At 67.7% G+C, this 19,716-nt stretch carries 15 protein-coding genes; 10 read left to right on the top strand and 5 right to left on the bottom strand.

The genetic code is table 11. The features are described from left to right. The first annotated feature begins 44 nt into the window (after positions 1 to 44). The 5 genes from SM191_RS09720 (at position 45) to SM191_RS09700 (ending at position 7,342) form a co-directional block, all read left to right on the top strand. Positions 45 to 1,535 carry a lipopolysaccharide biosynthesis protein gene (locus SM191_RS09720; RefSeq protein WP_341506024.1) on the top strand — a complete coding sequence of 497 codons (1,491 nt, stop codon included), beginning with the start codon at positions 45 to 47 and terminating at the stop codon, positions 1,533 to 1,535. A 267-nt stretch (positions 1,536 to 1,802) separates the two neighbouring features. Further along, complete coding sequence (locus tag SM191_RS09715) at positions 1,803 to 3,515, top strand: type I secretion system permease/ATPase (RefSeq protein ID WP_341506023.1); 1,713 nt, start codon at positions 1,803 to 1,805, stop codon at positions 3,513 to 3,515. After that, positions 3,512 to 4,867 (top strand): HlyD family type I secretion periplasmic adaptor subunit, encoded by a 1,356-nt coding sequence (locus SM191_RS09710; protein WP_307000271.1) that lies wholly within the window; start codon positions 3,512 to 3,514, stop codon positions 4,865 to 4,867. The genes SM191_RS09715 and SM191_RS09710 overlap by 4 nt, the downstream gene beginning before the upstream one ends. 16 nt (positions 4,868 to 4,883) lie before the next feature. Then, positions 4,884 to 6,545 carry a TolC family protein gene (locus tag SM191_RS09705; protein WP_341506022.1) on the top strand — a complete coding sequence of 554 codons (1,662 nt, stop codon included), beginning with the start codon at positions 4,884 to 4,886 and terminating at the stop codon, positions 6,543 to 6,545. Between the two features lie 41 nt (positions 6,546 to 6,586). Beyond that, a complete protein-coding gene (locus SM191_RS09700) occupies positions 6,587 to 7,342 on the top strand; it encodes a glycosyltransferase family 25 protein (RefSeq protein ID WP_341506021.1) in 756 nt (251 codons plus the stop codon). Between the two features lie 6 nt (positions 7,343 to 7,348). Here the strand turns inward: SM191_RS09700 and SM191_RS09695 are convergent, their stop codons facing one another. After that, on the bottom strand, positions 7,349 to 8,308 hold the full coding sequence (locus SM191_RS09695) for an endonuclease/exonuclease/phosphatase family protein (RefSeq protein WP_341506020.1): 960 nt from the start codon (positions 8,306 to 8,308) through the stop codon (positions 7,349 to 7,351). Positions 8,309 to 8,449: 141 nt separating this feature from the next. Here SM191_RS09695 and SM191_RS09690 point away from each other — a divergent pair, with 141 nt between their 5' ends. Next, positions 8,450 to 10,174: an ATP-binding cassette domain-containing protein gene (locus SM191_RS09690; protein WP_341506019.1), complete on the top strand. Its 1,725-nt coding sequence runs from the start codon at positions 8,450 to 8,452 to the stop codon at positions 10,172 to 10,174. A gap of 52 nt (positions 10,175 to 10,226) precedes the next feature. On the opposite strand, the gene SM191_RS09685 is transcribed toward SM191_RS09690, so the two are convergent. Next, on the bottom strand, positions 10,227 to 10,667 hold the full coding sequence (locus tag SM191_RS09685) for a DNA polymerase III subunit chi (protein WP_307000261.1): 441 nt from the start codon (positions 10,665 to 10,667) through the stop codon (positions 10,227 to 10,229). Positions 10,668 to 10,687: 20 nt separating this feature from the next. After that, complete coding sequence (locus SM191_RS09680; RefSeq protein ID WP_341506018.1) at positions 10,688 to 12,154, bottom strand: leucyl aminopeptidase; 1,467 nt, start codon at positions 12,152 to 12,154, stop codon at positions 10,688 to 10,690. Between the two features lie 183 nt (positions 12,155 to 12,337). Between SM191_RS09680 and SM191_RS09675 the strand changes: the two genes are divergently transcribed. Genes SM191_RS09675 through rsmA form a run of 4 tightly spaced genes read left to right on the top strand, consistent with a single transcriptional unit; the run spans position 12,338 to position 17,854 of the window. Further along, positions 12,338 to 14,578, top strand: coding sequence for an LPS-assembly protein LptD (locus tag SM191_RS09675; RefSeq protein ID WP_341506017.1), 2,241 nt, complete (start codon positions 12,338 to 12,340; stop codon positions 14,576 to 14,578). A gap of 58 nt (positions 14,579 to 14,636) precedes the next feature. Further along, positions 14,637 to 16,019, top strand: coding sequence for a peptidylprolyl isomerase (locus tag SM191_RS09670; RefSeq protein WP_307000254.1), 1,383 nt, complete (start codon positions 14,637 to 14,639; stop codon positions 16,017 to 16,019). A 13-nt stretch (positions 16,020 to 16,032) separates the two neighbouring features. Further along, entirely contained in the window at positions 16,033 to 17,028 is a 996-nt protein-coding gene (gene pdxA, locus SM191_RS09665; protein WP_341506016.1) for a 4-hydroxythreonine-4-phosphate dehydrogenase PdxA, read from the top strand. A 1-nt stretch (position 17,029) separates the two neighbouring features. Then, positions 17,030 to 17,854 carry a 16S rRNA (adenine(1518)-N(6)/adenine(1519)-N(6))-dimethyltransferase RsmA gene (gene rsmA, locus SM191_RS09660; protein ID WP_341506015.1) on the top strand — a complete coding sequence of 275 codons (825 nt, stop codon included), beginning with the start codon at positions 17,030 to 17,032 and terminating at the stop codon, positions 17,852 to 17,854. A gap of 136 nt (positions 17,855 to 17,990) precedes the next feature. Here the strand turns inward: rsmA and SM191_RS09655 are convergent, their stop codons facing one another. Both SM191_RS09655 and SM191_RS09650 read right to left on the bottom strand, forming a co-directional pair. Next, positions 17,991 to 18,494: a tetratricopeptide repeat protein gene (locus SM191_RS09655; protein ID WP_341506014.1), complete on the bottom strand. Its 504-nt coding sequence runs from the start codon at positions 18,492 to 18,494 to the stop codon at positions 17,991 to 17,993. A 32-nt stretch (positions 18,495 to 18,526) separates the two neighbouring features. Next, entirely contained in the window at positions 18,527 to 19,714 is a 1,188-nt protein-coding gene (locus SM191_RS09650) for an RsmB/NOP family class I SAM-dependent RNA methyltransferase (protein WP_341506012.1), read from the bottom strand. Between the last annotated feature and the right edge of the window lie 2 nt (positions 19,715 to 19,716).

Below are 19,716 nucleotides of genomic sequence, written 5' to 3'. Positions count from 1 at the left end.
GCGGCGGGCGGCCTGAATTTGGGCCGCATCGGGAATAGGATAGCATGAGCAACACAGCCGGAGGTGTCGGAAAGCGGATCGCGAAGGGGAGCATGTGGCTGACGGCGGCGCGGGTCGTCGTCAATCTTTCGGGGATGGTCAGCACGGTCATCCTGGCGCGCCTGCTGGTCCCCGCCGATTTCGGCCTGGTCGCGATCGCGGCGACGCTGATGCAGATCGTCACCTCCATTACCGAAATGTCGCTGTCGCAGGCGCTGATCCGGCTGGACGAGCCGACCGATGCCGATTTCCATTCGGCCTGGACCCTGTCGGCGTTGCGCGGGGTCACGATCGCGGTCGTGCTGTCCGCCTCCTCCCCCTTCGTCGCGCATATCTATGGCGATCAGCGGCTGATCCCGATCCTGATCGTCCTGGGCGGCGGCGCACTGCTGTCCGGGCTCGCCAATCCCTGGCTGGCGGTGTTCCAGCGACGGCTGGTTTTCTGGCAGGAATTCGTCCTGTCCTCCGCATCGAAGATGAGCAACGTCATCGTCGCCGTCGCGGTCGCCTGGTATTTCCAGAGCTATTGGGCGATCGTCGCCGGGATCGTCGCGATGTACGCGTCCAACGTCATCGTCTCCTATTGCATCATGCCCCGCCTGCCCCGCTTCTCGCTGGGAAGCTGGCGGACGCTGTTGTCCTTCTCGGTCTGGACCAGCGCGTCGCAATTGGTGAACGCGCTCAACTGGCGCGCGGACCAGTTGATGGTCGGCAAGATCGCGACGCCCACCGTGCTCGGCTATTATAATGTCGCGTTCAACCTCGCCAATCTGGCGACGCGCGAGACGACGCTGCCGCTGACCAAGACGCTGTTTCCCGCCTTCGCGTCGATCAAGCACGACAAGCCGCGCCTGACCGCCGCCTATATCAAGGCCGACCGGCTGCTGGTCGCGCTGGGCGTGCCGGTGGGCGTCGGCTTCGCGCTGGTCGCCGAACCGATGGTCGCGCTGTTCCTGAACGCCAAATGGCTGCCCGCCGTGCCGATCATCCAGGCGTTCGCGGTGATCTTCGGGCTTCAGGGCGTGGCCGGGCTGGCGACGCCGCTGGGCATGGCGCTGGGTTATGTCCGGTTGCTGTTCATGCGCGATTTGCAGGTCCTGCTCGTCCGCCTGCCGCTGATGGTGCTGGGCGCCATCTTCTTCGGCGTCCCCGGCCTCGTCGCGACGCGCGTTCTGGCGGGGCTGTATCAGGTCAGTGTCGGGATGGTGCTGGCCCGCCGTCTGGCAGGCGTCAGCATCATGCGGCAGATCGCCACGCATATGCCCACCCTGATCGGATGCATCACGATGTCGCTGGGCGTCTGGGCCGTCGCCGATCGCGGCTGGCGGGTCATCGGGGGCTTCGATCTGGCCCAGGAACTGATCCTGCGCGTCATCGTCGGTGGTCTGGTCTATCTGGTGACCCGCTTCGCCATCTGGTTCGCGATGGGCCGCCCCGCAGGGCTGGAACGTGATGCCGCCGCGATGCTGGGGAAGCTGCGCCGAAAGGTCGCATGACGGCCGTCCCCGGTCACGTCCGGCGGGGACGTGTCATTTGGGGACAAAAGTGACGACGGTTTCAATTCCCCGCGTGGTGAAGCGACGCCGAACCTGCAATTATCGTGACATTGCGCCGTGTTGGGGTGGTGCAGCAATGGGCCCGTTAACCAATCGGGCCTATAGCCCACGAACATGACAGCGTCGGGGACCCGGCGCGATGGGACATGTGGCGTAAGGAAGGGCCGGGTTTTGCGTACAGCCGACGGGGGACAAGACGATCTGCGCATGGCGTTGCGCCGGTTTCGATCGGTCTTCGGCATGATCGTGGCGGTCAGCGCCATCCTGAACATATTGCTGCTGGCCGGCTCCATCTACATGATGATGGTCTATGACTCGGTGCTGCCGGGGCGGTCGATCCCGACGCTGGTCGGCCTGCTGATCATGGTCACGCTGGCCTATGCCTTTCAGGGGCTGTTCGAGAATCTGCGTGCCGGGCTGTTGTCCGATGTCGGCAACGGGCTGGACCGTGCGCTGTCGCGGCGGGTGCAGGGCGCGATGGGGCAGATGTCGCTCGACGGTCGGGTGACGCAGGGCGACGGCCTGGGCCCGATGCGCGATCTGGACCAGGTGCGCAGCTTCATCAGCGGCACCGGCCTTGCCACCATGATCGACCTGCCCTGGATCCTGTTCTTCCTGGGCGTGCTGTTCATGCTGCATGTCTGGCTGGGCGTCACGACCCTGATCGGCGCGCTGATCCTGCTGGCGCTGACGCTGGTCACCAACCGGGTGATGAAGAAGCCCTCGTCGGACCTTCACCAGATGTCGTCGGTCCGCAACGCCATGGCCGAATCCAATATGCGCCATGTCGAACTGTTCGCCGCACTCGGCATGCGCGAGCGGATGCGCGACCGGTGGGAGCGGGTGAACAACCAGTATGTCACCCTGTCCAACCGCGTCTCGCGCGAGAGCGCCAAGCTGGGCGGCGTCAGCAAGGTGCTGCGCCTGCTGCTGCAATCGGTGATCCTCAGCGTCGGCGCGCTGCTCGTCATCAACGGCAAGGCCAGCGGTGGGGTGATCTTCGCCTCGTCCATCCTGTCGGGCCGCGCGCTGGCCCCGGTCGATCAGGCGATCGCCAACTGGCGCAATCTGGTCGGCGCGCGTCAGGGCTGGGCGCGGTTGAAGCAACTCTTCACCCGCGTGCCCGTCGCCGATCCCGGCATGACCCGCCTGCCCGCCCCGCACCGGAGCCTGCTGGTCGAAAACCTGGTCGTCGGCCCGCCGGGTACGCAGCGCACCACGCTGCACGGCGTTCAGTTCCGCCTCAACCCCGGCGACGCGCTCGGCCTGATCGGCCCCAGCGGCGCCGGCAAGACGACGCTGGGCCGCGCGCTGATCGGGCTCTGGCCACCCCAGGCGGGCGCGGTTCGGCTGGACGGCGCGGCGCTCGATCAATGGTGGCCCGACGATCTGGGCCGGTCGCTGGGCTATCTGCCGCAGTCGGTCGAACTGGTCGGCGGGACCATCGCGCAGAATATCGCCCGCTTCGACCCCGAGGCCACGTCGGAGGCGATCATCGCGGCCGCGCGCGATGCGGGCGTCCATGCACTGATTACCAGCCTGCCCGCCGGTTACGACACGCAGATCGGCGAGGATGGCCGCGAGCTTTCCGCCGGGCAGCGGCAGCGTATCGGCCTGGCCCGCGCGCTCTATGGCGATCCGTTCCTGATCGTGCTCGACGAACCCAATTCCAATCTCGATGCCGAGGGGGAGGCCGCCCTGGCCGCCGCCATCGGGTCGGTCCGCCAGCGTGGCGGGATCGTCGTGGTCATCGCCCATCGTCCCAGCGTCCTGGGACAAGTCAACAAGATCATGTATTTGCGTGACGGACGTATCGAGCTATTCGGGCCGAGCGATCAGGTCATGGAGCATCTGACGCGCGCGGCGCTGCCCAACGGCACGCCCACGCCCGAGCGTACCCTTGAGGAAAGCAAGTCATGAACGGCATCGTCACCACCGGCGGCCCCGGCACGCGCCTGACCGCGATCGACGAAGGGGCCCCTCTTTACGATCCGCTGCGCAGCGCCAAGCGGCAGTTCCGCATCGCGCTGACCGCGATCCTCGTGCTGGTGCTGGGTTTCGGGCTGGCGGGTGCGCTGATCCCGATCGGCGGCGCGGTGATCGCCCCCGGTCAGGTCGGGGTAAAGAGCCGGATCAAGCGGATCGCGCATCCGGCGGGCGGCGTCATTTCCGAAATCCTGGTCGAGAACGGCCAGCGGGTCCGCAAGGGCCAGGTGCTGATGCGCTTCGACGATCGGGTGACCGACGCCGATGCCCGCTTCTCCAGCCTGAGCGTCGACCAGTTGCTCGCCCAGCGCGCGCGCCTGGAGGCGGAGCGGCTGGGTGCGCCGACCATCACCTTCCCGGCGGAACTGGTGAATGGCGGCGAGGGTGCGCAGCGCGCCATGGCCGACGAGCGCAAGCTGTTCACCATCCGCAAGACCGAGCAGTCGGGCCTGATCGCCCAGCTGGAATCGCGGGTGCGGCAATATGAGCAGCAGATCGGCGCCTATCGCGCGCAGATCAACGCGCTGGAACAACAGACCGCGCTCATCAATCCCGAGCGTCAGGGCGTGAAGGACCTGTGGGAAAAGGGGCTGGTCACGATCAGCCGCCGCAACCAGCTCGAACGCACCGCCGCCGATCTTCAGGGCAATGTCGGCGCGCTCCAGGCCAATATCGCTTCCACCCAGGCGCGCATCACCGAGGCGCGCGAACAGATCATCCAGCTGGGCGAGACGCGCCGTTCGGAAGCGGGCACGCGGCTGGCCGAGATCAACAATACGCTGAACCAGCAACAGGTGCGCAGTGTCTCGGCGGTCGATGCCCAGGATCGCAGCGTGCTTCGCGCGCCCTATGACGGGGTGGTGGACAAGCTGGCCTTCAACACCATCGGCGGCGTCGTGCGCGGGGCCGAGGTCATCATGGAGATCGTGCCCGACAGCGACGAGTTGATGGTCGAGGCGGGCGTGTCGCCGCTCGACATCGATCAGGTGCGGGTCGGCCAGCAGGCACGCATCCGCTTCAGCGGGCTCAATTCGACCGCGACGCCCGAAATCCATGGCCGCGTCGTGACCGTGGCCGCCGACCGCTCGACCGATCCGGAGGGCAAGCAGGCCTTCTATCCGGTGCGCGTCGCGATCGAGGAGGCCGAGTTGCGCCGCTATCCCGAAATCCAGCTTCGCCCCGGCGTTCCGGCCGAGGTGTTCATCGAAACCGGCCACCGGACGATGATCTCTTACATTACGAAGCCGCTCCGCGATCAGTTCGAGCGGGCTTTCCGAGACAATTAAGATACGGAGTGGGGCGATGATGGTGAACAGGGGGAAGGCGCTGGGGGTATGCGCCGGATTGACGATCCTGGCCCTGATGGGGTCGGCATCGGGCGTGGCGCTGGCGCAGGTTCCGACCGCCGCCGGCATGCCGCAGCCGCTGGAGCCGCAACTGCCGCGCGAGACGCCGGAAGGCACGCTGGCCGCCAATGCGACGCCGACGCTGACCACGCTGGAGGCCGCGATCGCGCGCGCCTATTGGAGCAACCCGACGCTGGTGGCGGAGCGTTCGACGTTGAAGTCGGTCGACACGCTCTACCCGTTGGCGCGCGCCAATTACGGCCCGCAGGTCACGCTCCAGGGCTCGCACCAGTTCACCCGTACCCGCAGCGAGATCTTCCCCGGCCTGTTCAACCGGCCCGAGGGGTTTTCCAGCACCGCACAGATCATCTTCTCGCAGCCGGTCCTGTCCTTCGGTCGCCGCGCCTCGCAGGAGCAGAACGCACTGGCCCAGATCGCGCTGGAGCGCGAACAGTTGCGACTGGTCGAGGCATCGACGATGTTCGACGTCATCTCCGCCTATGTCGGCGTGATCCGCGACCGCAACATCGTGGAACTGGCTCGGCAGAACCTCGCGCTGCTCGAACGCCAATTTAGCGACGGGCGCGCGCGTTTCGCGGTCCGCGACATCACCTCCAGCGACTTGCAGCAGGTGCAGACGCGCGTCGAATTCGGCCGGGCGCAGTTGCTGAACGCGCAAGGACAATTGGGGGCGAGCCAGGCGCTCTTCCTTCAGGCGACGGGCGGTCTTCCGGGCGAACTCACCGCGCCGCCGCAAATCGCACTAGGCGTCGGTTCGCTCGAAGCGGCCTATGGCATCGCGGAGAATGGCAGCCCGATCATCCGCGGCGCCCAGTCGCGCGAAAAGGCGTCGCGCGCCGCCGTCGCCGCCGCCAAGGCCGAGCGCAACCCGAACGTGTCGCTGGAGAGCAGCGGCACCTATGGTCCCACCAACCTCTATCAGAACCAGCTTCGCACGACCGACCTGCGCTCCTCGGTGGTCGTCACCATGCCGCTGATCGATTCGGGCGTGCGCCGCCTGTCGATCGAGCGGGCGCGGCAACAGAATGACGCCGATTGGCGCCTGGTCGACGCCGCCTTGCGCGAGACGCGGCAGTCGGTGGCGCAGGCCTGGGACGCGCATCGCGCCGCGCTCGCCTCGCTCGAACATCTGCGTGCCGCGTCGGCGGCGGCGCAGGCGGCCTATGACGGCGCGGTCATCCAGGAAAAGGCGGGCGACCGCACCACGCTCGACGTGCTCGACCTGGCGCGCGACCTGCTCAACATCCGCACCAGCTATGCCACCGCCGAGGCGAGCGAATATATCGCCCGCGCACAGCTTCTGTCGGCGATGGGCAATCTGGAAGCGCCCAAGCTGATTACCGGCCTGCCCGCCTATGACACCAACGCCAATTTCGATCGCGTGAAGCGGCGCGGCGACGTGCCGTTGCTGACCCCGCTGCTGTCAGGGGCGGACAATCTGGTCAGCGGCAACGTCATCCGCGACGAACGCCCGATCCGCGATCCGTCCGGCGCGCTGCGCGTCGACACGGCGGTCGTTCCGCTGGAGGTGCCGCCCGCTCCCCCGGTGACGACGCCCGCCAGCCCCGCTATCGTGAAACCACGGACGGGGCGCTGATCGCACCGCGCCCGTCGATCGCCAGACGAAAAGGATAGCCTGTGGCCAAGACCGATGCGCGTACGGAAAGCGCCATGACGACGCCGATCCACGTCATCAGCCTGACGAGCGCCATCGATCGGCGGGAGGCCTTCTCCCGCTCGATCGAGGGGGAGGACCTGGACTGGCGGTTCTTCGATGCGCATCGCGAGCCGGTCGGCATCCATTATGACGAGGCCGCCGCGATCCGCCATCATGGCCGTCCGCTGCAACCCGGCGAGATCGGCGTCTATTCCAGCCATGCCGCACTCTGGCGGCAATTGGTGGCGGACCCGACGACCAACCAGTATCTGATCCTGGAGGACGATGTCATCGCCGACTGGGCGGCCATCCGGATGCTCTGCGCGATCGACTATGCCGCCGAGGGGATGGAGTATCTGAAGCTCTTTTACAAACTCCCCTCGCCACATCTGCCCGATCGTCGCAACTGGCCGGTCCCGGGCTTTTACGTCGTGCGCCTCTACGGCAAGCCTTATGGTGCGCAGGGCTATTTCATCACCAAGAAGGCCGCTGCGCGCTTCTTGGAACTCTACAACGACGCGGTCCGCCCGATCGACGATCAGACGGATCGCTTCTGGGAGAACGGCATTCCCAATCGCTGCCTCTTCCCCTTCCCCATCATGGAGGCCTATCGCCCCTCCACCATCGGTCCGGCGCGTTTTGCGGGGAAACAGACGCGCGCCGCCAAGATGCGTCTGCGGACGGACCGGATGCGCCGCAAGATCGCCTTCATGATGGACCGCGCGCTCCGGCGCTGATCGCGGTCAGGCCGGGTCTGGCAGGACGTAGAGCTCGGCCCGCACCGCACGATGGTCCGAGCCGGTATGGGGCAGCGTGTCGACCCGTCCGGCGATGACCCCGCGCCCGACGAAAATCTGATCGATCGGCAGCAGCGGCAACGGCCAATCCCGTCCGCCGACCCGCGCGGGGAAGCTGAACAGCGCGCGCGTCACCCGCGTCATCGGTCGCAGCCCATCGTCCAGCATCGCCATGCCCTGCCCCCAGGGGGTCAGGTTGAAGTCGCCCGTCAGCACCAGATGATCGCTCGCCCCCTGTCGAACGGCATCGATCAGCGACGATCGGAACCGCGCCTGCGGTCCCGGCGGGAAGGGCCATGGCGCATGGACGGTCGCGACGGTCAACGTACCGACCCGATCGAGCGGGATCTCTGCCCTGAAGAGCGCGGGGCCGACCAGTCCGCCCCCACGCGCGGGCAGCCGCCAGCGAACCGGCCCCATCGGCAGACGTGAGAGAATCGCCAACTGGCAACCGCGACACGCGCTGCGATAGGGGAAGGTCCGCGACAAGCGCTCGAACAAGGGCTCGGCCCCGGTCGCTTCCTGAAGTAGCAGCACGTCCGCGCCGCTCTCGATCAGCACCCGCGCGGCGCGATCCGGACTGGTCCGCCCGCCGTGCAGATTGTGGGTCACCAGAACGATCCGCGTCGCCCCGGCCGGGATTGTGCCCACAGATGGCCTCTCGGAGACTTCGCTGACGATCGGCCACGCGATCAACAGCAACGCCCCGGCCGCCGGTGCCAGGAACACCGCCCGCCGACGATGCGGCGATATCGCGAATGCCGCGACTAGCGGCACCAGCGCCAGCGGCAGGAAGGAGGCGAAGGCATCCGCCAGCGGCCAGACCCGCCCCACCACCGGGCAAAGCGCCAACCCCCATGCCAGGGCCAGAAGCATCCAGCCGACCATCAGCGCGAGCCGTTTCAATCATTGCCCCCTTGCCAATCGCTTGCGCGCTATAGAAGGGCCGCAAACCGTGTCAAACCGAGCCGTCTTCGCCGCCCGCCGCCGCTGTCGGAGTGCAGGACGCCGTGTTACAGCCGGGCCACTATAGGGGACCAAATACGCATGGCACGAGTCATCTGGGGTGAGAGTACATCGGCCTTGTCGGCCGCACCGGACGACCGCGCGGTCCTGTCCTCGACCTTGCGGCGCGGGGTGATCGCGGCGGTGGCGATCGGCGTCGTGCTGCAACTCATGCTGATGTTCGGTGCGCTGCTGGTCGGCGTGCTGGCCGATGCGGCGGTGCCGGGACGCAATGTCGCCACCCTTTGGGGTCTGCTGTTGCTGGGTGTCGTGCTGTACGGCGTGTTCGGGCTGCTCGATACCTTGCGGGCGCGGCTGCTCTTCGACGTGGCGGGCGCGGTGGATCAGCAGCTTGCGCCGCGCGTCCATGACGGCGTCGCCTTCGTCGCGCGGACCGGCGTGCTGGAGGGCGATGGCCTGGGCCCCGTCCATGACGCCGACCGGTTGCGCCATTTCCTGACCGGCCCCATGCCCGCCGCGCTGATCGACCTGTGCGTCGCGCCGATCGCGCTCATCATGTTGTTCGCGCTCCATGTCTGGCTGGGCGTTGCGGGTCTGGCCGCGATGATCGTGACCGGGCTGGTCGGCTGGGCGATGGGCGGATCGGCGGGGCGGCGGGCCGAATGGCTGGCCGAGATGCGCCCGCTGCGGTGGCTGTCGGCGGAGGAAGGGCGTCGCCACGCGCTGACCGCACGCGCCATGGGGATGGAAAGCCGCCTGCGCCAGCGCTGGCTGGGCATGGCGCAGGACACCATCCTGACCGAACGGGCGCTGCACCGGCGTTCGGTCGGGCTGGCGGGCGCGGCGCGCGGCGTTCGCCTGATGCTGTTCATCGTCCTGTTGTCCATCGGTGCCGGTCTGGCGTTCAGCGACCGGGCGGCCTGGAGCACCGCCCTGATCGCCGCGCTGCTGCTCTATCAGTTGCTCGCGCCGCTCGATCAGGTGGTCAGCGGATGGGGCGAGGTGAAGACGGCACGCGGGGCGCTCGATCGCCTCAACATCCTGCTCGGCCAGTTGCCCTTGCGCGACGTCACCACGCTGCTGCCCCGTCCCCAGGCGGAGATGTCGACCGACCAGCTTTTCGTCGTCGCCCCCGGCGCCCAGCGTCCGGTGGTCAGCAATATCGGCATCATCCTGAACACCGGGGACTCACTGGGCATCATGGGCGTCACGGGCTCGGGCAAGACCGCGTTGCTCCATGCGCTGGCCGGGGTCTGGCCGGCGGCGCGCGGCGTGATCCGCCTCGACGGTGCGTCGCTCGATCAATGGGATACCGAGGAACTCGGCAAATATATCGGCTATGTGCCGCAGCATATCGAGCTGATCGACGGTACCGTGGCGCAGAATATCGCGCGCTTCGATGCGGCTGCCTCCACCGACGCGATCATCGCCGCCGCCCGGCGTGCAGGGGTGCACGACCTGATCCTGCGCCTGCCCGAAGGCTATGAGACCATCGTCGGTCGCGACGGACTGACCCTGCCCGCCGGTATGCGCCAGCGTATCGCGGTGGCGCGTGCGGTCTTCGGCAAACCGTTCCTGCTGCTGCTCGACGATCCGACCTCCAACATGGACGGCGATGGCGAGCAGATGCTGGCCGAGCTGATCGCCGATATGTGCGACGAGGGCAGCATCGTGATCGTGGTCACCCACCGCCCGCCGCTGCTCAACCGGGTCGACCATATCATGCACATGCAGAACGGCACGATCGGCGCGTTCGGGCCGCGCGGGCAAATCCTGCAATTGCTGGAGGATCAGCGACCGGCGTGAGGGTAGGTCGCGGGCCGGAGCTTTCCGGCCCGCACCGCCTGCCCGGACAGGGTCAGGCCGCCTGTTCCCAGCGGCCTTGGTCGTTCTGTTTCCAGTAACGGCGCTCCACCCCCTCCCGATCGGCGAGCGTGCGCCAGGCGGTGCGTGCCTCGCCGATCCGGTCGCCGTCGAAGAAGTGGAAGGCCCGGTCGAAGTCCAGCGCCTCGTCGCGCCATATCCCATCGGCCAGCGCCACATGCCGCGCGCCGTTCGTCGCCTTCGTGTCGGGGGCGATCAGCACCGGCTGCGCGGCATCGTCGCCCTCGCCCGCCTGCGCATGGGGCAGGAAGCCGTCCGGCGGGATCGTCCACAATTGCCGGTCGAGCGCAGCGCGCTGGCCCGCATCGGCGCTGACGATCAGCAGGCGGTTGCCCCCCGCCATCACCCGCTCGGCAATGACGGGCAACAACCGGTCGAGCGGCGCGATCGTCAGATGATAGAAGTCGACCTGCATGACCGCGCCGCCCCCGTCGGTCAGGCCTCGAACCGGTCGGCGACGAACCGGTCGAGCAGACGCACGCCATAGCCGGTCGCGCCCTTGTCATGGTTGACGCCCGGCTTGTCCGACCAGACCATGCCCGCGATATCGAGATGCGCCCAGGCGACGCCCTCATTGATATAGCGCTTCAGGAACTGCGCCGCCGTGATCGAGCCGCCACCGCGCGGGCCGACATTCTTCATGTCCGCGATCTGGCTGTCGATCAGCTTGTCATAGGCATCCGCCAGCGGGAAGCGCCACAGCTTCTCGCCCGTCTCGCGACCCGCCGCCAGCAGTGCGTCGGCCAGCGAGTCGTCGTTGGCGAACAGGCCGCCATGCTCGCTGCCCAGACTGATGATCATCGCACCGGTCAGCGTCGCGAGATCGACGATGGTCGAGGGCGCATGCACCTTTTGGACCCAGGTCAGCGCATCGCACAGCACCAGGCGACCTTCCGCGTCGGTGTTGATGACCTCGATCGTCTGGCCCGACATCGAGGTGACGACGTCACCGGGACGCTGCGCATTGCCGTCGGGCATATTCTCGACCAGCCCCATGACGCCGACGACATTGGCCTTGGCCTTGCGCGCGGCGATCGCCTTCATCGCGCCCGCCACGGCACCCGCGCCGCCCATGTCCCACTTCATGTCTTCCATGCCCGCGGCGGGCTTGATCGAGATGCCGCCGGTGTCGAAGGTCACGCCCTTGCCGACCAGCGCCAGCGTCTCGGCACCCACATCGCCGCCATTCCACTTGAGGACCAGCAGCCGCCCCTCGCGGACCGAACCCTGGCTGACGCCCAGCAGCGCGCCCATGCCCAGGTCGCGCATCTGCACCTCGTCCAGGACGGTGACTTCCAGGCCGAGCCCGTCGACATCGGCCAGCACGCGTTCGACGAAGGTTTCGGGGTAGAGCTTGTTCGGCGGCTCGGACACCAAGGTCCGGGTCAGCTCCAGCCCGCCATTGACCGCATGGACGCGGGCGAAGGCCGCTTCGGCATCCGCCCCGGCATCGACGATCGCAATCCGGGTCAGGGTCGGCTTGGACGTTTCGGGCAGCTTGGTCCGGTACACGTCATGACGCCAGCCGCGCTGGACCGCCGCACCCGCAAATTCCGCGATCGCATCGGCCGAAGGCTTGGTGCCCAGCCCGGTCAGCAGCACCGTAGCCGAGCCGGCGCTGGTCAGCAGCTTGGCGGTCAGCGCGCCGCCCGCCTTGCGCCATTCGGCGTCCTTGCCCTCGCCGATACCCAGCATCACGACGCGGCGCACGGCACCGTCGATGGGCACATAGACCTCGACCAGCGATCCCGCCTCGCCCTTGAACTTCGCCGCCTCGGCTGCGGCCTTGCCGATCGCCGCCATATTCTCCCCCCCCGCCGGTCCGGTAAACCCGCCGTCCTTCGAGATCGGGACGACGAGGACGTCGCTGGCGTCGACGGTGGAAGTAAAGGCGATCTGCATGGGAACCCTCTGATGAACTCGTAACAGTTGCTATCATCTAGGCTCTTGGTCCGTGGTGGCAAGCGCGCGATTGCAGCAAGCCGCCGGTGATGCGATAGGCGGGCGTTCAGCGGCGTCGCCCCGCCCCGGGGCGGCTTTCTCTTCGTGTCGGCAAGGATCGGACCAGATATCATCGTGTTGCGAATGACGCTTCTGACCGGCAGCGCCCTGCCCTTCACCCTGTCCCTGGCCTTGCTGGCGGCCGCGCCCGCCGCCGCGCAGGACCTTCAGGACCGCGCCGTCTCGCCGCCGCCATCGGAAGGGGCCGCGCCCGAAGACCCCAATCAGGTGCGGTTCAGCGCCAACCAGCTTGAATATGACCTCAACGCCGACATCGTCACCGCCACGGGCGAGGTGCGCATGTTCCGCGAGGGCGAGCGGCTGCGCGCCGACAAGGTCACCTGGAACCGCAAGACGGGCAAGGTGCTGGCGACCGGCAACATCGCCATCACCAATCCCGAAGGCGACATCGCCTATGGCGACCAGATCGAGCTGACCGATTCGCTGAAGGACGGCGTGGTCGACAATATGCTGGTCGTGCTGGAACAGGGCGGACGCCTGGCCGCCGACCGGGGCACGCGGCAACAGGACGGCACCGTCAATCTGGAACGCGCGGCCTATACCCCCTGCGCCGTCGAAACCTCCGAAGGCTGCCCCAAGGAGCCGTCATGGAAGATCACGGCGGTCCGCGTCACCTATCGCCCCGACCGTCAGCGCGTCTATTTCAACGGCGCGCGGCTGAACCTGTTCGGCCTGCCCACCATCCCGCTGCCGCGTCTGTCCGCGCCGGTCGGACCGGGCGGCGACAGCGGCTTTCTGACCCCCGATATCCGGCTGGACCGGGTCAACGGCGTCGAGGTCGCCGTCCCCTATTACTGGCGGCTGGCGCCCAACAGGGGGCTGACCGTCACGCCCCATGTCTTCACCGCCGTTCTGCCGATGCTGGAGGCGCAATATGAGGCGCTGAGCACCAAGGGCGCGTTCCGGGTCACCGGCTATGGCACCGCCAGCCGCCGCAGCGACGACCTGAACACGCTGAACCCGACCGACACGACCCAGGCGTTTCGCGGTTATCTGGACGCGGTCGGGCGCTACCAATTCTCGCCCGAATGGAGCCTGTCGGGGTCGATGCGGATCACCACCGACCGCACCTTCCTGCGCCGCTACGACATTTCGCGCGACGACCGGCTGCGCACCACCGCCAGCCTCGAACATATCGACAAGGACAGCTATTTCTCGCTGACCGGCTGGTATGTCGAAACGCTGCGCGTCAACGATCCGCAGGGTCAGCAGCCGATCGCCCTGCCAGAGATCGACTATCGCCGCCGCTTCGACGACGGCCTGCTCGGCGGCAAGTTCGAGATGCAGCTCAACACGCTGGCGATCAGCCGCACGGCGGGCCAGGATACGCAGCGCGCCTTCGCCAGCCTGCGCTGGGACCTGCGCCGCCTGACCAACTGGGGCCAGGAGGTGACCTTCACCGCCTATGGCCGTGGCGATGCCTATAATTCCAACAACATCGTCTCCACCCCGCTCGTCTATCAGGGGCTGGAAGGTTTTCAGGGGCGCGCGATCGGCGCGGTCGCGGTCGATGTGAAATGGCCGTTCGTCGGTGAGCTTTGGGGCGGCAGCCAGCGCTTCACCCCGCGCGTGCAGATCGTCGCCAGCCCCAAGATCAAGAATGTCGAAATCCCGAACGAGGATGCCCGCTCGGTCGATCTGGAGGACTCGAACCTCTTCGCGCTGAACCGCTTCCCCGGTTACGACCGATTCGAGGATTCGACCCGCATCACCTATGGCGCGCAATGGGCGCTGACCCTGCCGGGCTTCACCTTCGACACGATCGTCGGGCAGAGTTTTCGCCTGAACGACCGCCCGACCATCCTCTATCCGGGCACCGGCCTGTCGGATCGGTGGTCGGATATCGTCGGGCGGACCGAGCTGCGGTTCCGCGATTTCGTCTCGCTGACCCACCGCTTCCGCCTGGACAAGGACAGCTTCGCGGTTCGCCGGAACGAGATCGACGCGACGGTGGGCTCCCGCTCCACCTATTTCCAGGCGGGCTATCTGCGGTTGAATCGTAACATCTTCACATCGATCGAGGATTTGCAGGATCGCGAGGAAGTCCGGCTGGCCGGGCGGGTGCAGTTCGCGCGCTTCTGGTCGGCCTTCGGATCGACCGTGATCGACCTGACCGACCGCGCCGAGGACGCGCTTTCGCTGTCCAACGGCTTCGATCCGATTCGCCACCGGCTGGGCGTGCAATATGAGGATGACTGCCTCCGCCTGGGCTTCACCTGGCGGCGGGACTATGTGAACACGGGCGACGCGCGGGCGGGCAACAGCTTCCTGTTGACGCTGGCGTTCACCAATCTCGGTCGCTAAGCCGGTATTCAGCATGGTCGAGCCATATCGCGACGGTTACGCGCCCCATTCAGGCGCGATGAGGATCACAGACACGGTGAAGAACGACATTCGTACCAAGGGCCGCTTTCTTCGCGCGGGCGTGACGATGATGATGGCTGCCGCGGCCGCCGGCACGCTGGCGCAGACCGTGCCCGATCAGGCGGTGCCGGATACGGGCGGGCTGAACATCCCCTCCAACCTGCAACTCTTCGGCAAGCTGGACCCCAATGTCCGCAAGCCGACCGCCATCGTCAATGAGACGGTGCTGACCCAGACCGACATCGACCAGCGCATGGCGCTGGCCATGGCGCTGAACAACGTCACCAACCTGTCGCCCGAGGATCGCGACCGCCTGCGCATGCAGATCCTGCGTCAGTTGATCGACGAGACGTTGCAGATTCAGGAGGCGAAGACCGCCGACATCACGGTCACGCCGGACGAGATCAACCAGGCCTATGCCCGTTTCTCGCAACAGTTCGGCAAGACGCCGACCGCGATGACGACCTTCCTGCGCTCGGTCGGTTCGTCCGATCGATCGATGCGCCGCCAGATCGAGGGTGAGCTGGCCTGGAGCCGCTACCTTCGCAAGCGCGTGGAGCCGTTCGTCAATGTCGGCGACGAAGAGGTGAATGCGATCCGCGCCCGCCTGGAAGCCGCCAAGGGTACCGAGGAATATAACCTCAAGGAAATCTTCCTTTCGGCCAATGAGGCGACGCAGCAGCAGGTCTTCGCCAATGCGCGCCAGATCATCGCCGAAATCCAGAAGGGGCAGCAGCCCTTCGAATATTTCGCGCGCAGCTTTTCCGAGGCGTCGACCCGCGCGGTCAATGGCGACCTGGGCTGGGTCCGCGCCGCGCAACTGCCGCCCGAGCTTCAGTCGGCGGCGCAGCAGATGGAGGTCGGCCAGGTCGCCGGACCGATCCAGATTCCGGGCGGCTTCTCGATCCTGTATCTGACCGACAAGCGCCAGGTGCTGACCGCCGATCCGCGCGATTCGCGCCTGTCGCTCAAGCAGTTGACCGTCAAGTTCCCGGCGGGCACGACCCAGGCCCAGGCCAGCGCGCGGGCCGCCGAATTCGCCAAGGCGACGCAGGCGATCCGGGGCTGTGGCGACGTGCAGCGCGTGGCGACGACCTTGAAGGCCGAGGTGGTCGACAACGACCAGGTCACCATCCGCCAGTTGCCGGCGCCGCTTCAGGAAATCCTGTTGAAGCTCCAGATCGGCCAGGCGACGCCGCCCTTCGGTTCGCCGGAACAGGGTGTCCGCTCGCTGGTGCTGTGCGACCGTGAGGAGCCGCGTTCGGGCAATCTGCCGACCAGCGACCAGATCCAGAACCAGGTCGAACAACAGCGGGTCAACCTGCGCGCGAACCAGAAGATGCGCGATCTTCGGCGCGACGCGGTGATCGAATATCGCTGATGGGACCGAAGCGATGATCCGGCCACTCGCGATCTCGATGGGCGACCCGGCGGGGATCGGGCCGGAGATCATCGCCAAGGCCTGGGCCGCGCGGGCCGATGCCGGACTGCCGCCCTTCCTGGCGGTCGGCGACGCACGCGCGATCGAGCGGGTGTGGAGCGGTCCCACCGTCCGGGTGTCGGACATGGCGGCCGCCGTCGCCGCATTCGACCAAGCACTGCCCATCCTGTCCGTCGACGATGGGGGCGAGATTCGACCGGGCCAGCCGGATGTCGAGGGCGCGCGCTGTGCGCTCCATGCGCTGGAACTGGCGGTCGGGCTGGTCCGCTCGGAGGCGGCGAGTGCGCTGGTCACGGGACCGGTCAGCAAGGCGCAACTCTACGGCATCGGCTTCAGCCATCCCGGCCAGACCGAATTCGTGGCGGAGCGTTGCGGGGTCGCGGGCGAAAATGCAGTGATGATGCTGGCGGGGCCGTCCTTGCGGGTCGTGCCGATTACCACCCATGTCCCGCTCGCCGCCGTATCGGGGCTGTTGTCCATTGATCTGATCGTCGCCAAGGGGCGCGCGACCGCGCGCGGGCTGTGCAAGAATTTCGGGATCAAGACGCCGCGCCTCGCCTTTGCCGGGATCAACCCCCATGCGGGCGAGAGCGGCGCGATCGGGCGCGAGGAAATCGAGCTGATCGAACCCGCCATCGCACAGCTTCGCGCCGAGGGGATCGACGCGACGGGGCCCTTCGCCGCCGACACGCTGTTCCACCCGCGCGCGCGTGCCGCCTATGACGCGGCACTGTGCTGCTATCACGACCAGGCGCTGGTGCCGATCAAGACCCTCCATTTCGATGAAGGCGTGAACATCACGCTGGGCCTGCCGATCGTGCGGACCTCGCCCGATCACGGGACCGCCTTCGGTATCGCGGGGCAAGACCGCGCGCATCCCGGCGCGATGATCGCCGCCATCGCCATGGCGGGCGATGCCGCCAAACGCCGGGCCGAAGCCGCCGCCTGACATGGACCCCGTCACGCCCCTGCCCCCCTTGCGCGAGGTGATCGCGCGTCATGGCCTGTCGGCGGCCAAGTCGCTGGGCCAGAATTTCCTGTTCGACGGCCAGTTGCTGGCCCGGATCGCCGCCATTCCGGGCGATCTGACCGACCAGGAGGTGCTGGAGATCGGCCCCGGTCCCGGTGGCCTGACCCGCGCGCTGCTGATGGCGGGCGGACGCGTGACCGCGATCGAGCGCGACCGCCGCTGCATCCCCGCCCTCGCCGAACTGGCGGAGGCCTTTCCGGGGCGGTTGAAGGTGATCGAGGGCGATGCCCTGCGCATCGACGCGCCGGAATTGTTCGAGAGCAAACCGCACATCGTCTCCAACCTGCCCTATAATGTCGGGACGCCGCTGCTGGTCGGCTGGCTGTCGGGGGCGTGGCTGCCCTGGTGGCAGTCCTGCACGCTGATGTTTCAGAAGGAAGTGGCGGAGCGGATCGTCGCCGCGCCCGACCAGTCGGCCTATGGTCGCCTGGCGGTGCTGACCCAGTGGCGCAGCGAATCGCGGATTGCGATGCCGGTCCACCGCTCCGCCTTCACCCCGCCGCCCAAGGTGATGTCGGCGGTGGTCCACATCACGCCCAAGCCCGCGCCGGAGGGGGTGAGTTTCCGCACGCTGGAACGCCTGACCGCCGCCGCCTTCGGCCAGCGTCGCAAGATGTTGCGCCAGAGTTTGAAGCCGGTCGCCGGTGCGGTCGAGGCGATGGAATCGATCGGGATCGACCCCGCACGTCGGGCGGAAACGCTGTCGGTGGAAGAGTTCATCGCCCTGGCCCGCGCGCTGGCGTGAACATCCTCCCCGCGCGCGGGGAGGGGGACCGCCGCGAAGCGGTGGTGGAGGGGGCGTCCGGCATAGGACATGCTGTGCGGAAGCCCCCCTCCGTCAGGGCTCCGCCCTGCCACCTCCCCGTTCGCGGGGAGGATCGTTACTGCTTCGTCTGACCCTTGGTATCGACCTGCGCGGTCGTCACCGGTGCGGGCGGGCCCTTGGCGATCTGCGCGGCGAGCGCGGTCGCGTCGGCGCAGTCGGATTTGCAGAGCGTCTTGATCTTGGCGAGATTATCCTTCGCGCGCGCGACCGCGCCGCGCTGCACCAGCGCCTCGCCCTGCCCGCGCAATGCCTTCAGGTCGTTGGGATCGAGCAACAGCGCCTCGCGATAAAGCCGGATCGCCTTGCCCGGCAGCCCGCGCGCATCCGCGACCTCGGCCAGCAGGACGAAGGCGGCGCGGTTGCGCGGATCGACCGTCACCGCGGTTTCCAGCACGTCGGTCGCACCGTCCAGATTGCCCGCCGCCTTCAGGCTGCGTCCCTGCTCCAGCAGTTGCAGCGACCGAGCGTCGATCTGGCTGTCGGGGCGCTGGCCGCTGAGCGAGGTGGAAACCGATACCATCGCCAGGGCGACGGCGGCGGCCAGGGACGTCAAACGCATGAGGAACTCCGGACTGGGCACTGAGCCGAATGCTAGCATGGGGCCCGGAGGCAGGCGACAAAAAAGCCGTCGGTGCCGTGGCTGGCGGGATCGAGCCGATGGCCCAGGCCATGCCGTGCACCGACCGCCGGTTCGACCGGCTCGGTCGACCAGCCGGGATGGCTCGCCAGGAACGCCGCGACCTGCTCCGTCCCCTCGGCATCGAGCAGCGAGCAGACGATATAGATCATCCGCCCGCCCGGCTTGACCAGCCCGGCCCCGACCGACAACACCTGCTCCTGCATCACGCGCAGGCGCGCCAGGCGATCGGGGGTCAGCCGCCAGCGCGCCTCCGGGTTGCGACGCCAGGTGCCGGTGCCCGAACAGGGCGCGTCGATCAGCACCCCGTCCGCTTTGCCCGCCCAGTCGGACAGCATCTCCGCCTCACGACCGGGATTGAGCAAGCGGCTCTCGATGATCGTCGCGCCCGCGCGTTCGGCACGCGGTGGCAGCTTCTGCAACCGCGCCCGGTCGATATCGCAGGCGAGCAGCGCTCCGCGATTGTCCATGGCGGCGGCGATCTGGAGCGTCTTGCCGCCTGCCCCGGCGCACAGATCGACCAGCCATTCGCCGGGTTGCGCCGCCAGTGCGGCCCCGACCAACTGGCTGCCCTCGTCCTGTACCTCGACCAGACCGGCACGATAGAGATCGGATTGCTCGATCGGCGTCCCGCTCACGAGGCGAATCCCCAGCGGTGCGAGCGGCGTGGGGGTCGCGTCAGGCAGTTGCTCCAGCACCGCCTGCCGTGTCGTGGCAAGGCTGTTCACCCGGACGTCCAGCGGCGCGCGATCGACCAGCGCCGCCTGCTGCGTTTCGTCCAACCCGGACGCGGTCAGCGCCTCGACCAGCCAATCGGGTGCGATGCCCCCCTCGGCGCGGGGTTCGTCCGGGGTAATTGGCGCGGGCCCATGCCCCTGTCCGTCAAAGGTCGCGGCGAGCGCCGGATCACGGTCCGCCATCGCGACCATCGCCGCGCGGCCCGAGACAGGCACCGGCCCAGCCTGACGGATGGCGGCGTAGACCAGCTCGCGCACCGCTCGCCGATCCTTCGATCCGGCATAGCGGCGAGTCGCGAAATAGCGCGCGATCAGCGTGTCGGCCGCCGCCCCGCCGCTCGCCGCAGCGGCAAGGATCTCGTCGAGCAACTCGATCGCGGCTTGGGTGCGTGCGGCAGGCGTCATGC

This window comes from Sphingomonas sp. 2378 (assembly GCF_038084995.1).
Taxonomy (GTDB): domain Bacteria; phylum Pseudomonadota; class Alphaproteobacteria; order Sphingomonadales; family Sphingomonadaceae; genus Sphingomonas.
The sequence above is the reverse complement of the archived record's forward strand: the minus strand, read 5'-3'. Positions and strand labels throughout refer to the sequence as shown.